Source organism: Roseateles sp. GW821-FHT09H11 (assembly GCF_059415845.1).
Genome location: NZ_JBWKOA010000004.1, coordinates 330,076 through 342,963 on the forward strand (window position 1 = coordinate 330,076; position 12,888 = coordinate 342,963).

10 protein-coding genes are annotated in these 12,888 nt (G+C 68.6%); 5 read left to right on the forward strand and 5 right to left on the reverse strand.

The window, feature by feature from the left end; genetic code table 11:
• Positions 1-21: 21 nt before the first annotated feature.
• Complete coding sequence (locus AC07PR_RS15470; protein ID WP_495135784.1) at positions 22-2,490, reverse strand: CehA/McbA family metallohydrolase; 2,469 nt, start codon at positions 2,488-2,490, stop codon at positions 22-24.
• 21 nt (positions 2,491-2,511) lie between these two features.
• Positions 2,512-3,246, reverse strand: a complete 735-nt coding sequence (locus tag AC07PR_RS15475; protein WP_377157228.1) for a PEP-CTERM sorting domain-containing protein — start codon at positions 3,244-3,246, stop codon at positions 2,512-2,514.
• 392 nt (positions 3,247-3,638) lie between these two features.
• Between AC07PR_RS15475 and AC07PR_RS15480 the strand changes: the two genes are divergently transcribed.
• Together AC07PR_RS15480 and AC07PR_RS15485 are read left to right on the forward strand one after the other, a co-directional pair.
• Positions 3,639-4,703 (forward strand): flavodoxin family protein, encoded by a 1,065-nt coding sequence (locus AC07PR_RS15480; protein WP_495135785.1) that lies wholly within the window; start codon positions 3,639-3,641, stop codon positions 4,701-4,703.
• A 59-nt stretch (positions 4,704-4,762) separates the two neighbouring features.
• On the forward strand, positions 4,763-5,011 hold the full coding sequence (locus tag AC07PR_RS15485; protein ID WP_431101950.1) for a hypothetical protein: 249 nt from the start codon (positions 4,763-4,765) through the stop codon (positions 5,009-5,011).
• An 89-nt stretch (positions 5,012-5,100) separates the two neighbouring features.
• Here AC07PR_RS15485 and ubiE read toward each other — a convergent pair whose 3' ends face one another.
• The 3 genes from ubiE to AC07PR_RS15500 form a co-directional block, all read right to left on the reverse strand.
• Positions 5,101-5,832, reverse strand: a complete 732-nt coding sequence (ubiE, locus tag AC07PR_RS15490; protein WP_377157234.1) for a bifunctional demethylmenaquinone methyltransferase/2-methoxy-6-polyprenyl-1,4-benzoquinol methylase UbiE — start codon at positions 5,830-5,832, stop codon at positions 5,101-5,103.
• A gap of 58 nt (positions 5,833-5,890) precedes the next feature.
• Positions 5,891-6,325, reverse strand: a complete 435-nt coding sequence (locus AC07PR_RS15495; RefSeq protein WP_495135786.1) for a gamma-butyrobetaine hydroxylase family protein — start codon at positions 6,323-6,325, stop codon at positions 5,891-5,893.
• A gap of 240 nt (positions 6,326-6,565) precedes the next feature.
• Positions 6,566-8,374 carry a S8 family peptidase gene (locus AC07PR_RS15500; protein ID WP_495135787.1) on the reverse strand — a complete coding sequence of 603 codons (1,809 nt, stop codon included), beginning with the start codon at positions 8,372-8,374 and terminating at the stop codon, positions 6,566-6,568.
• A 413-nt stretch (positions 8,375-8,787) separates the two neighbouring features.
• Here AC07PR_RS15500 and AC07PR_RS15505 point away from each other — a divergent pair, with 413 nt between their 5' ends.
• From AC07PR_RS15505 to AC07PR_RS15515, 3 genes are all read left to right on the forward strand, one after another.
• Positions 8,788-10,824, forward strand: coding sequence for a M13 family metallopeptidase (locus AC07PR_RS15505; RefSeq protein ID WP_495135788.1), 2,037 nt, complete (start codon positions 8,788-8,790; stop codon positions 10,822-10,824).
• A gap of 411 nt (positions 10,825-11,235) precedes the next feature.
• Positions 11,236-11,769 (forward strand): hypothetical protein, encoded by a 534-nt coding sequence (locus tag AC07PR_RS15510; protein WP_495135789.1) that lies wholly within the window; start codon positions 11,236-11,238, stop codon positions 11,767-11,769.
• 74 nt (positions 11,770-11,843) lie between these two features.
• Positions 11,844-12,845, forward strand: a complete 1,002-nt coding sequence (locus AC07PR_RS15515; RefSeq protein ID WP_483109035.1) for a Bug family tripartite tricarboxylate transporter substrate binding protein — start codon at positions 11,844-11,846, stop codon at positions 12,843-12,845.
• Positions 12,846-12,888 lie beyond the last annotated feature (43 nt).

The following is a 12,888-nucleotide window of genomic DNA, read 5'->3' on the forward strand; positions in this document are numbered from 1 at the left end:
CTCAGCGGCCGTGTTCCTTCATCAGGGATAGCTGATCGTCAGCTTGTAGGGCGAGGTCGTGCTCGATCCCGAGTACGACATCACCTTGATGTAGACCGTCTGCGCGGTCGCGCCGTTCTGGTACGTCAGCGACTCCGTGCTGCCGACCGCTTCCGAGCGTGCCAGGCCCGTGCCGGTGGACTTCACCACGTACAGGTCGTAGTCGATGCTCGACGAGGTCGGGCCGGTCATGTCCACGCGCAGGCGCTGGTTGGCGGCGAGCGTGACCTTGAAGAAGTCGATGTCGCTGGCGCTGCCGATGAAGCCGGTCAGCTGGTTGCGGCTGCCGACGGCGTTCGCGGCGGAGATCGTGTTGTTGGGCTCGACCTCATCCGCCGCGTCGACCACGTTGTTGACGGTGAAGCTGACCGGCGTCGAGGTCGTCGTGTTGCCGGCCGCGTCGTAGGCCTTGGCCACGAGGCTGTGCGTGCCGTTGGCCAGCTGCGCCGAGTTGACGGCGATCGAGTACGGCGCGGTCGTGTCGATGTCGCGCAGCGCGCCGTCCAGCCAGAACTCGACCTGCGTCACGCCGACGTTGTCGCTGGCGGTGGCGGAGAAGGTGATCGTGCCGGTGGTGCCGTTGACCGCGGCGGTCACCGAGGGCGGCGTGGTGTCGCCGCCGCTGACGCCCTGGTTGACCCAGATCGGCGCGGACCACAGCACCTTGCCGTCGTCCTGCGTGACCTTGGCGTAGTAGAAGTGCTTGCCGTTGGCCGGCGTGACGGTGGCGGTCGGGTTGCTGCTCAGCAGCGTGACCGTGCCATTGCGGCCGGGCACGCCTTCCCAGATCTCGGTCTGCACGACGGTGCGGCCGTTCGGGTTGTAGAACCCGACGTTCAGCGCCAGCGCGCCCGCGTTGTCGAAGCGCTCGCCCATGATCTTGCCGTTGGCGCTGAAGATCAGTTGCGAGTTCTTGTCCAGCGTCGCGAAGACGCGGCGTGCCTTCAGCGCGTCGACCAGCGCGGCCTTGCTCAGCGGCGTGCCCGTGGGGATCAGGACCGCGGTGCGGTTCGTGTAGGACTTGCCCCAGTTGGCGCAGTGGTTGTCCTGGTTGGTCGCCGGCGCCACGTGGAAGCCGCGCTCCAGCAGCTTCTTCCACGAGCCCTCGTACGAACTGCGCGAGGTCTCGCTCTCGGTCGTGTTGGACGAGAACGCCGAGGTGTTCATCACCTCCGACATCACCATCACCTCGTCGCCGTCGGCGCTGTAGGCCATGTCGGTGCCGCTGATGATGAACTGGCCGCTCGAGTCCGGATGGTTGAACTGGCCGATCAGCCCCTGGGCGCGCATCACCGAGTACAGCGTGGCGTAGTCGTTCTTGGCGATGTAGCGGTCGCCGAAGAGCTCGTTCTGCGCGTTGTATTCCCACGAGAACAGCTCGTTGCTGTTGAAGATGTTCAGGTGGCCGCCGTTGCTGATGACACCCCACTCCATGCCGTACATCGCCAGGAAGCCGGCGTTGGCCGCGGTGTAGTCGGCCGCGATCTGCAGGCCGCGCTGGTAGCGCGCCTTGGCCGCGGTGGCGCTGCCGCTGGTGTTGGTGCTGGACGAGCCGTCGTAGTAGTGGTTGTGGTCGGTGTTGGCGAAGATGTCCAGGCCCGCGTCCTTCGCGTACGGGAAGGCCGCGTCGGGACCGAAGGCGCCGCTCTGCGCCGGCTGCGACGAGTTGCAGCTGCCGATGGCGCCGCCGCCGTCGGAGTCGTTGGTCTGGCCGTGGAAGCTGCCGTAGTAGATGGTGTAGGGCCACGAGCCCGCGCCCACCGCCGCCGACTGCGCGCGCACGCGCTGGTCGGCCTCGCCCGCGGCGCCCATCGCCAGCGGACGCAGCGTGCCCATCGCGATCCTGGCCGGCTTGCCGATGGCGAAGTTCCAGCTCTGTTCGACCGCGTGGCCGCCTTCGCCGGCCTGCTGGGCGGCGAGGATCTCGGCGAACTGGGCGTCGCCGCCGCTGCTCTTCAGCGCGACGTCGGCCTTGGCGCTGAGCGCGGTCAACGTCGCGGTGTAGATGCCATCCGGCAGGCCGGCACTGCCGCGCCCGGCCCAGTTCAACGTGACGCTCTTGACGTCGCCGGCGTACTTCTCGACGCCGCTCCAGCGCTTGACGACGGCACCGGCGGGCGAGCGCAGTTCGACGCGATAAGCCAGCAGCGTGCCGACGGGCGCGCCGACGTAATCGAGGTGGACCGCGAAGTCGCGCGCGCCGGTGGTCTCGGCGCCGGTGAACGGCACGTCGAGCGCGGCGTCGAACTCGTGGTGGTCGGGGTACTTCGCCGAGGGATCGGCGGTCAGCGCGGTCGCGCGGTCATCGGGCGTGGTCGCCTGCTGCTGCGTCTGCGACTTCTCGCCGTTGAGGCCGCCGCCGCAGGCGGTCAGCACGACAGCCATCGCGCTCAGCGTGGTGAGGCGCAGCACGGCGCGTCCGGACTGGGGGAACAGGGTGCGGAAGTTCATGGGAGTTCTCCTCGACTTGGTTCAGGCCTGCTTGCGGCGGCGGATGCTCAGGCCCATCGCGCCCAGCGCGACCACGGCCAGCGCGATCGAGGCGGGCTCGGGCACTTCCGGCACGTCGACCTCGGGGATCAGCGAGCCCGCGAACTGGACCATGTCGTAGCGGATGGTCCCGCCGGTGCCGTAATTGCCGCCGGTGCCGGCGTAGGCCTGCGTGCCGGGCGCGAACATGCTGACCAGTTGCACCGCGAAATTGGCGTTGTCGTCGACGCCCGCGATGTCGGAGAAGTTGAAGCCCAGCCCCTTCACGAAGACGCTGTCGCGCAGCATGCGGAAGGTGGTGGCCTCGACCCAGTTCTCGCCGTCGATCGTGTACAGCAGCGCGGTCCAGGCGGACGCGGTGGCGCTGTTGCGCTGGTCGAAGGTCAGGACGATGTCCTGGAATCCGGTGGTGTCGATCGAGAACTGCACGCCGGTCGTACGGTCGCCCGTGCCCTGGCTCGCGTAGCCGGCGGTGTTGAGCGCCATGCTGCCGCCGGTGGTGTCCGACGAGCCGGACTGGCTGACGAAGGTCGTGGACACGCCCAAGGTGTCCAGGAAGGCACCACCGTGGTCGGTGTAGGTCGGCTTGGTCGAATAGACCGGCTGGTTCTGGGCATTGACCCCGACCTGGTTGAAGCCCCACAGCGCGACGGTGTCGGCCTGGGCCAGACCGGCCCACAGGAGACCTGCGGCGAGCAGGATGGATTTGAATTTCATGGCAACCCCCGGACTGTCGTATCGATGATTCAACGGTTTGCGCAAACGTTTACGGCAACAATTTGTCGGCAAATCATGTGAAGTTGTGCGCTTGACTTCACGCACGTGAAGGAACGGGCGGAGCGTAGGGTCGCTTCGTGACAAGCAGGTTGCGGGGAACCCCGGAGGCGGGAATGCCGCACCCCGCGTTTGAGGGGGAGGACGACGGGCCGGTGCCCGCCCACGGTGCGATGCACCGCGCAGGCCGCGTGATCAGGGTGCATGTCGCACCGCCCTGGACCCGTCACCGCGACGCGCGTAGGACAGCACCCGTCGCACAAGGCGCCTTCGTCCGACGGGTGTCTCCCGCGGGGCCCCGAATACTGTCCGAAACGCCACCCGAGGGGCCGCCGATGACCGTGATCCGCAAGGGCCAGCAGCCCGCGGAGCTGACCCGCGAGCAATTCCATGAGCGCTTCATGCGCCGCTTCCAGGACCCGGCCTACCGCGCCGAGCACGAGGCCATCGCGCGCCTGGAGGTCATCGCCTTCGAGGCGATGAAGGAGGGCCGCAAGTCGCCGATCACCCGTCCGGCGGGCAGCGGCTTCAAGGACCCGTCGTACGAGACCTCGGTCGAGTGGCTGGACGCGCATCAACGGCTCCAGCTGGCGCAGCAGCGCTGGAGCGATCCGGCCACGCGCTCGCGCGTGCTGCTCATCTGCGGCAGCGACCGCAACGACGGCACCTGCCCGGGGGAGATGTCCAAGACCTGGCGTCTGACCCAGATCGCCAAGGACCAGCTCAGCCGGCACGACGTGATCATCGATGTCCTGGACCTGAGCCTGATCACCTCCGAGTACGGCCGCCAGATCCATCCTTGCAAGGGCTGCGTGTCCACCGCGATGCCGCTCTGCCACTGGCCCTGCAGCTGCTATCCGAATCACGCGCTCGACCAGTCCAGCGACTGGATGAACGAGATCTACGAGCGCTGGGTCTCCGCGCACGGCGTGATCCTGTTCACCCCGACCTACTGGTACCAGTCGCCCAGCGCATTGAAGCTGATGATCGACCGCCTGGTCTGCGCGGACGGCGGCAATCCCGATCCGACTTCGACCCACGGCAAGAAGGCCGCGGAAGCCAAGGCGATCGAAGAAAAGGGGTGGGACTATCCCAAGCACCTCGAAGGCCGCGCTTACGGCCTGGTGGTGCACGGCGACGTGGCCGGCGTGGAAGCTCAACGCCGCAACCTCGGCGACTGGCTGGATTGGATGGGCCTGATCGACGCCGGCAGCCTGTCCCGGCTCGACCGCTACATCGGCTACTTCGAGCCCTACTTCAACAGCCACGAGGCGCTCGACCGCGACGAAGCCCTGCAGGACGAGGTCCGACTGGTGGCCAACCTTGTCGGCGACGCGGTCAAGCAGTTGCGGGAGGGAAAGCTGCCCCGTTCCAATCGCAAGGCCGTCCGCCCGAAGTGACGACGGCCTCGCCATTCCGTAAGACCTCCCCTCGACTCATCGACTCAAGGAGCACTCCGATGGCCCATTCCCCCTCCCATTCGACGCATCAACTCCGCCCGGAACTGCCAGCCGACACGCCGCCGTTCCCGACCTCCGATACCGACGTCGATTCCGACGACCTCGACAGCGTCTACGGCCAGCTCGTGAAGGGCGTGGGCCATGAGTTCGTCACCGACGGCAACGTCGACGAACTCGCCCGTCGCGCCGAGCAGGACGGCCATCCCATCCTCGCCACCGAACTCCGGGAGTGGAAGGCGCCCTGCTGACGCCGGCCCGCTGATCTCCGTTCCCCAATGAGCCAGGGCCCCTTTCGGGGCCCTGCTTGCTGGCGCGCGGGGTCAGGCCTTGCCGTCGCTCAGCACTTGATGCCGGCGTGCAGCGCCACGACGCCGCCGGTCAGGTTGTGCACGTCCACATGACCGAAGCCCGCCGTCTTCATCATGGCCTTGAGCTCGGCCTGCGGCGGGTGCATGCGGATCGATTCGGCCAGGTAGCGGTAGCTGTCGGCGTCGCCGGCGATCAGCGAGCCGATGCGGGGCAGGATCTTGAAGGAATACCAGTCGTAGGGCTTGCGCAGCGGCGCCGCGACCTGCGAGAACTCCAGCACCAGCAGCCGGCCGCCTGGGCGCAGCACGCGGTTCATCTCGGCCAGCGCCAGGTCCTTGTGCGTCATGTTGCGCAGGCCGAAAGCCACGCAGACCAGGTCGAAGGAGCCGTCCTTGTAGGGCAGCGCCTCGGCGTCGCAGAGGTTGGTGGGCAGCACCATGCCCTCGTCGATCAGACGCTCGCGGCCGGTGCGCAGCATGGCCTCGTTGATGTCGGTGTGCACGACCATGCCGCGCTCGCCGACCTTCTTCGCGAACAGCCGGGCCATGTCGCCCGTGCCGCCGGCGATGTCCAGCACCCGGTCGCCCGGCTTCAGGTTGGCCACGGCCAGCGTGTACAGCTTCCAGGCGCGGTGCATCCCCATCGACATCAGGTCGTTCATGACGTCGTAGCGCGCGGCGACCGAGTCGAACACGCCGCGCACGCGCCTGGCCTTGGCGGTTTCGTCGACGGACTCGAAGCCGAAATGGGTGGAGCTCATGGTGGGGTCCTGCTGAATGGGGGCGCGTCGGGGGCAATCGCCGCGGAAGGTCGATCGATCAATGGCTGCCGCAGCTGCCGCCGCCGTGCGAATGGCCGCCCGCGGCCTTCGTCGCCATGGGCGCGTCGCGGTCCAGGCCCGCGGCGGCCAGCTTCTCTTCGTACTCGCGCATCAGGCGGTCCTGGTCACGGCCGAGCTCGTACAGATAGGCCCAGGTGAACAGGCCGCTCTCGTGACCGTCGGAGAAGGTCGGCTTCAGCGCGTAGTGGCCGACCTGCTCGACCGCCACGATGGTCACATCGCGCTTGCCGGTCTGCAGCGTCTCCTGGCCCGGGCCGTGGCCCTGCACTTCCGCCGACGGGCTGCGCACGCGCATCAGCTCGAACGGGATGCGGAAACGCACACCGTCGGTGAAGGCGAGCTCCAGCACCCTGGATTGCTGGTGCACGACGATGTCGGTGGGGAGCGGGGTGGTGGAATCGATGCCGGCCATGATCACGCGATCTCCCCGGCTGACCGGGCACATCGCTGCGAAAAACAAGCGGGCAGTGTACCGGTGCGTGGCCTCGCACGACGGGGGCTGGTCGGGTGGGCGATCGAGGCGCCCGGCCGGCGGGGTGAGCAACGAAAAAAATCCCGCCAGCTTTCACCGGCGGGATTCAACGGGAGCCCCGTTCGGGCCCGAGGCACCCGGCTTACCAAACGAGGAGAGTGGCAAGTCCTGCGGGGCTCCTTACCAGCTCAGGTTCAGCGTGTACGTGCCGCTGGTGCCCGAGTAGTAATAAGCCCGCACGTACACGACGATCGAGGACGATCCGGTGTTCGCGTACGTGAAGCTGTCGACGGCGCCAGCGCCGTTTTCGCTGAGCTTGAGCTGCGTGCCGCTGCTGTTCTGCAGCTGCAGGTCGAAGTCCTTGCCGCTGGCCGGCGTCAAGGTCGCGCTCAGCGTCTTGCCCGCGGGCAGCGTGACCTTGAAGTAGTCGTTGGTGTCGGAAGTCGACAGGCTGCCCGTCACCTGGACCGGCGCGCTGACGGTCTGCGGCGCGGTGCGGCTGTTGTTGGGCTCGACCTCGGCGATCGTGCCGCCGCCACCGCCGCCGCCCTTGATCGCCGTGATCGCGGCGTTCGCGTCCAGCAGGCCGGAACCGCACTGGCTGCAGGTGCCGGGGAAGGCGCGGGCGCTGCTCTTGAGCGCGGCCGTGATCTCGTCCGGCGTGGCGGTGGGCTTGGCGCTGTACATCAGGGCCGCGACACCGGCCACGTGCGGCGTGGCCATCGAGGTGCCCTGGTAGTAGGCGTAGCTGTCCGCGCCCGGCGTGCTGGTGCCGTTGTTCAGCGTCGACAGGATGCCGTTGCTGGCGCTGGAACGGACGTCGCCGCCCGGCGCGGCCAGCGTCACGATCGAGCCGTAGTTCGAGTAGTACGCGCGGGCGCCGTTGCGATCCGTCGCCGCGACCACGACCACGCCCGAGCAGTTCGCCGGGCTGGAGTTCGACGCGTTCTGGTTCTCGTTGCCGGCGGCGACGATGACGCTGGCGCCGCGCGAGCGGGCACCGTTGATCGCCGTCTGCGTCGTGGTGTCGCAGGCGCCGCCACCGCCCAGCGACAGGTTCAGCACCTTGGCCGGCGTCGCGTTGGTCGGCAGGCCGGAGACGCTGCCGCCCGAGGCCCAGGTCATGCCGTCGGCGATGTCGGAGGTGTACCCGCCGCACTTGCCCAGCACGCGGATCGGCTGGACCTTGGCGTTGTAGGCGATGCCCGCCACGCCCAGGGCGTTGTTGGTCTTGGCCGCGATCGTGCCGGCCACGTGCGTGCCGTGCCAGCTGGACGTGGAGGCCGGGTCGCCGGCCTGGCACTCATTGGCGGCGTTGTAGTCGCCGGGGTCGCTCGGGTCGTTGTCACGGCCGTTGCCGTCCACGGAGACCGTGGTGTCCACGATCATGTCGTAGCCCGCGACGATCTGGCCCGACAGGTCCGCATGCGGCCGGTAGCCGGTGTCGATGACCGCGACCACGACGCCGGTGCCGGTCGCCTGGTCCCAGGCCGCCGGTGCGCGGATGCCGCCGACGCTCTCGGACAGGTCCCATTGCGAGCCGTAGCTGCTGTCGTTCGGCACGAACAGCGCGTGCATCTTGCGGTCGGGTTCGACGTATTCGACGTTGGCGTCCTGCGCCTTGATCCGGTCGCCCAGATCGCGCAGTTCCTGCAGGTTCAGCCGGCGGTCCAGCTTGAACACGTGGGCGCCGGTGCCCATCTGGCGCACCAGCGACAGCCGGGTGCCCAGCGGCGCCGCCAGTTGCTGCAGGCGCTCGGTACGGGCGCCGATGGCATCGCTGGCCACCGATTGCGCCTGGATCGCGGCGCCCAGGCGCCCTTGCACGACGGTGCTGCCGTCCTTGTATTTCACGATCAGACGATCGGTCTGTTCGCTCAGTTGCCGCGGCGCCTTGTCGATGTCCACCGACGACACGCCCGCCTGGGCGGCGCCCATCGTGACGAGACCCACAGCCAGCGCGACGCTGAGCTTGTTCAATCGCAACATGCTTGTCATCTCCAGAGTTCTCGATCGACGCCGGGTTCGCCGACGCCTGCAAAGCCCCGAACGTCTGGCGCGTTGGCACCGCTGGTGGGGCACGCCGATCGGCCCAATCCGATTGGCGTGCGATGCAGTGTAGGAAGACAGTTGGGCGCCAACCGACCTACCTGAAACAGTTAACAGGAAGGAATACCCCTATAACCTATTTGTGTCAAAACGCAGACTTTGATCTGCCAATCGCCCCTTTCTTCCAGCTAACGCCCTGATTCGTAATGTTTGCGCGCAGTTTGCGGACCTGCGCGAACGGCGTGCCCGGGGTGTCGGAAGCCATGCGCGGGACGCCTCGGATGGCGGGGGACAGGGGGGTCGATTAGCCTGTGCGGCTTGTCGTTTTCGCCACACATTGGTGACAAATAACCATGCTTCCACTACGCCTGATTGCGGCCGCGGCTGCCTCCACCCTGGCCCTCGCCGCAGCACCGGCGCGCGCCCTGGATGTCGCAAGCTTCTCGCCCGACGTCCAGCCTTGCGCCGACTTCTATGACTACGTGAACGGGCCGTGGGTCGCCCGCACCGAGTTGCCGGCCGACCGCACCCGGATCGGCAGCTTCGACGCGCTGCGCGTGGCCAACGACCGGCTGCTGAGCGACGCGCTGGCGGAGCTGCTGGCCAAGCCGGAGCTGCAGAAGTCGCCGGGCTTGAAGCAGGTCGCCGCGTACTACGCCAGCGGCATGGACCGGGCCGCCATCGAGGCGCAGGGCCTGAAGCCGATCAAGCCGTTGCTCGATCGCGTCGCCTCGATGAAGTCGGCGGAGGATCTGCCCTTCGTGCTGGCGCAGTTCGGCCGCGTGGGCATCGCCGCGCCGGTGGGCGCCTCCGTGCGCGCCGACGTCAAGAACACCCGCGTGAATGTGCTGACGCTGGGCCAGTCGGGCCTGGGCCTGCCGGACCGCGACGACTACTTCAAGGACAGCGACATCGCCAAGAAGCTGCGCACGGCCTACCGGCTGTATGCGCAACGGCTGTTGTCGTCGGCAGGGTTCGACGCCACGCCGGCCGCGATCGACGCGCTGATGGCCTTCGAGTCCCAACTGGCCGACGCGACGACGCCGCGCGCGCAGCTGCGCGATCCGCTCAAGGTCTACAACCCGATGACCACGGCCGAACTCGCGGGCAAGGCGCCGGGGCTGGCCTGGGACGGATATCTGAAGGCGCTCACCCGCAGCGACACGCGGGCCGGCGGCGTCGAACGGCTGATCGTGGCGCAACCCGACTTCCTGGCGCGCGTCGCGCAGATGGCCGGGAAGGTCCCGCTCGCCACCTGGCAGACCTACCTCCGGATGCGCGTGCTGGAGAACAGCGCCGCCCGCCTGCCGAAGGCCTTCGCCGAGGCGGACTTCGACTACCGCGGCGCGACCATCTCCGGGCTCGAGCAGCCGATGCCGCGCGACGAGGAAGTCATCCAGCTGATCGGCGGCCGCACCGGCGGCAGCCCGCTGGGCCTGGCGCTGGGCGAGCTGTTCGTGTCCAAGGCCTTCTCGCCCGAGGCGCAGCGCCGCGCGACGCTGCTGATCGGCGACGTCAAGGCCGCGATGAAGACGCGCATCCAGAACCTCGCCTGGATGAATTCCGACACCAAGGTCAAGGCGCTGGAGAAGCTCGAGGCGATGCAGCCCAAGATCGGCGCGCCCGCGTCCTGGCCGAAGTACGAGGGCATGACGCTCGATCCGAAGGACTTCGCCGGCAACCAGCTGCGCGCCGCGGCCTGGTTCCACGGCGAGCAGATCAAGGACCTGGACCGCCCGAGCGACCGCACGCGCTGGACCATGTCGCCGTACATCGTGAACGCGCAGGCGGGCGGCCTCAACGAGATCACCTTCCCCGCCGGCATCCTGCAGCCGCCGTTCTTCGACGCGAAGGCCGACGACGCCGTCAACTACGGCGGCATCGGCATGGTGATCGGGCACGAGATCGTCCATCACTTCGACGACCGCGGCCGGCAGTTCGACAGCATCGGCAGCCTCAACGACTGGTGGACCACCGCCGACGCCGAGAACTACAAGGCCCGCGCCGACCGCGTCGTGGCGCTCTACGAGAGCTACGAGCCGGTCAAGGGCACGCACATCAACGGGCGGCTCACGCTGGGCGAGAACATCTCCGACATGGCCGGCATGCCGATCGCCTTCGACGCGCTGCAGAACGCGCTGCGCCGCACGGGCAAGACCGACAAGATCGACGGTTTCACCCCGGAGCAGCGCTTCTTCCTGTCCAACGCCATGGTCTGGCGCAACAAGTCGCGCGAAGCGGCGCTGCTGAACCAGCTGCGCACCGACCCGCACTCGCCGGGCAAGTTCCGCGTGCTGGCGCCGATGTCCAACATGCCGGAGTTCGCCAAGGCCTTCAGTTGCAAGGGCGGCGACGCGATGGTGGCAGCGGATCCGATCAAGGTCTGGTGACGCGCCGACCCCGCCGCGGCGACACCGTGCCGCGGCCTCCGGGGCCTGCCCGCCGTGAGGCGCGGCAGGCCCCGTGCCATTCGGGACCCATGCCTTTCGGGACGGCCGAGCGGAAGTCATGGCCCGAACCCATCACGCCGAGGGTCAGGTCTTGTCATCGCGTCGTCATGCGCTGCGGAGCCGATCGTCATGCATGACTTTCGACCCGATGGATACTGGGGAAAGTCGATTCACGGCGGGTCGCGACGATGTGCGTTTCGTCGCGGAATTCCGGCGCTCCGCCCCTCGGCTTCGACGCTTGGTCGCGCGCCGCTTGGTCGAGGCCCTCGCGCTGCCTACGCTGAAAAAAGACCGATCGTTCCGCCACCGAGACGCGGGCCGCGACGGTTCCTCAGCCCACAGGAGCACGACATGCACGCCACCACCCGCCCCGTCCGCCACGCCCCCACGAACTTCCTCCGCGCCGCCGCCCGTCTCACCGCCGGCGCGGTCTTCGCCATCCTGACCGCGGGCGCCGCGCAGGCGGCGCCCGACGACCTGCAGCGCGTCGAGATCTCCGGCCGCCGCCCGGGCGAGATCCCGCGCACCGACGTGCGCGCCACCTGCCCCGGTGTGGACAAGGCGCTGGGCGACCGCCTGGGCCGGGTCCAGTTCATCGAAGGCAAGGAAGGCCTCTCCACGGTCAGCTTCCGGCTGAACGGCAACGTCATCAGCGAGGTGCAGGACCGCGGCCCCCTCGCCTATCGCACCCCGCTGCGCCGGGCCGTGCGCGCGCTGCAATGCCAGGGCGCGGCGCGCGACACGCTCTACGTGATGCAGGTGTCGTTCCGCAACGAGGACTCGCGCGACGACATGAGCGGCCGCATCGCGCTGCTCGAGATGGCACCGCCGGCGGCAGGATCGACGGGCGGCGCAGCCAGCGCGGCGATGGTCGACGGGCGCTGATCGGGTTGTTCCGGGAGGGGTCTTCTCCGGCGGCTGGCTAGGATGGCCGGCACGACAACCCGGAGACCCCATCCATGCCCGTCCGCTCCACCGACGCCGCGCGCCGTTCCCTGCTGATCACGGGTGCCCTGGGCGCCACCGCCGGCGCCCTCGGCTGGCCCGCCACCGCGCGCGCGCAGGCCTGGCCGTCCAAGCCGGTCCGGTGGGTCGTCGCCTACCCGGCGGGCGGCGGCTCCGACTTCCTGGCGCGCCAACTGGCGCCGGTGCTCGGCAAGGCGCTGGGGCAGACGCTGGTCATCGACAACAAGCCCGGCGCGGCGGGGATCATCGGCACCGACAACGCCGCCAAATCGCCGCCTGACGGCTACACCATCCTCACCGGCGACAACGGCGCGATGGTGTTCAACAGCGCGCTCTACAAGAAGCTGCCCTACTCGCCGGCGGACTTCGCGCCGGTCGGCTTCATGGCCCGCTTCCCGCTGCTGCTGGTGGTCAACCCCAACGCCGGCTTCAGCTCGGCGAAGCAGTGGCTCGATACCATCAAGGCCAGACCCGGCAAGTACAGCTATGCCTCGCCCGGCGTCGGCAGCCCGCATCACCTCGCGATGGAGCTGCTGAAGGATCGCACCAACAGCTACATCGTCCATGTGCCTTATCGCGGCACGGCGTTCTCGACGCAGGACCTGATCGCGGGCGTGGTGCCGATGGGCATCCTCGACACCGCCGCCGCCCTGCCGCACCTGCGCGCCGGCAAGCTGAAGGCGCTGGCGGTGCTCGCGCCCAAACGCATTGCCGCGCTGCCCGACGTGCCCAGCTTCGACGAGACCGGCGTCACCGGCGTCGACGTCAGCGCCTGGCAGGGTCTCTTCGTCCCGAAGGGCACGCCCGAAGCGATCGTGGCGAGGCTGGGCGCGGAGCTGGGGAAGGCGCTCACACAGCCGGAACTGAAAGCGAAGCTGGAGGATTTCGGCCTCGAAGTCGCGCCGGGCGACGCCGCCGCGTTGGCACGTTTCATCCAGTCCGAAACCCAGAAGTGGCATGCGCTGATCCGCAGCCGCGGCATCTCGGCGGAGTGAGCCGTTGCGCCGGCCGGGAGAGCCGACCGTCCGGTCGGTCACC

Excerpts from the sequence above, each read along its gene's own strand:
- AC07PR_RS15515 (WP_483109035.1), top strand. The coding sequence starts at position 11,844 with ATGCCCGTCCGCTCCACCGACGCCGCGCGCCGTTCCCTGCTGATCACG.
- AC07PR_RS15510 (WP_495135789.1), top strand. The coding sequence starts at position 11,236 with ATGCACGCCACCACCCGCCCCGTCCGCCACGCCCCCACGAACTTCCTC.
- AC07PR_RS15500 (WP_495135787.1), bottom strand. The coding sequence starts at position 8,374 with ATGTTGCGATTGAACAAGCTCAGCGTCGCGCTGGCTGTGGGTCTCGTC.
- AC07PR_RS15495 (WP_495135786.1), bottom strand. The coding sequence starts at position 6,325 with ATGGCCGGCATCGATTCCACCACCCCGCTCCCCACCGACATCGTCGTG.
- ubiE (WP_377157234.1), bottom strand. The coding sequence starts at position 5,832 with ATGAGCTCCACCCATTTCGGCTTCGAGTCCGTCGACGAAACCGCCAAG.
- AC07PR_RS15480 (WP_495135785.1), top strand. The coding sequence starts at position 3,639 with ATGACCGTGATCCGCAAGGGCCAGCAGCCCGCGGAGCTGACCCGCGAG.
- AC07PR_RS15470 (WP_495135784.1), bottom strand. The coding sequence starts at position 2,490 with ATGAACTTCCGCACCCTGTTCCCCCAGTCCGGACGCGCCGTGCTGCGC.
- AC07PR_RS15485 (WP_431101950.1), top strand. The coding sequence starts at position 4,763 with ATGGCCCATTCCCCCTCCCATTCGACGCATCAACTCCGCCCGGAACTG.
- AC07PR_RS15475 (WP_377157228.1), bottom strand. The coding sequence starts at position 3,246 with ATGAAATTCAAATCCATCCTGCTCGCCGCAGGTCTCCTGTGGGCCGGT.
- AC07PR_RS15505 (WP_495135788.1), top strand. The coding sequence starts at position 8,788 with ATGCTTCCACTACGCCTGATTGCGGCCGCGGCTGCCTCCACCCTGGCC.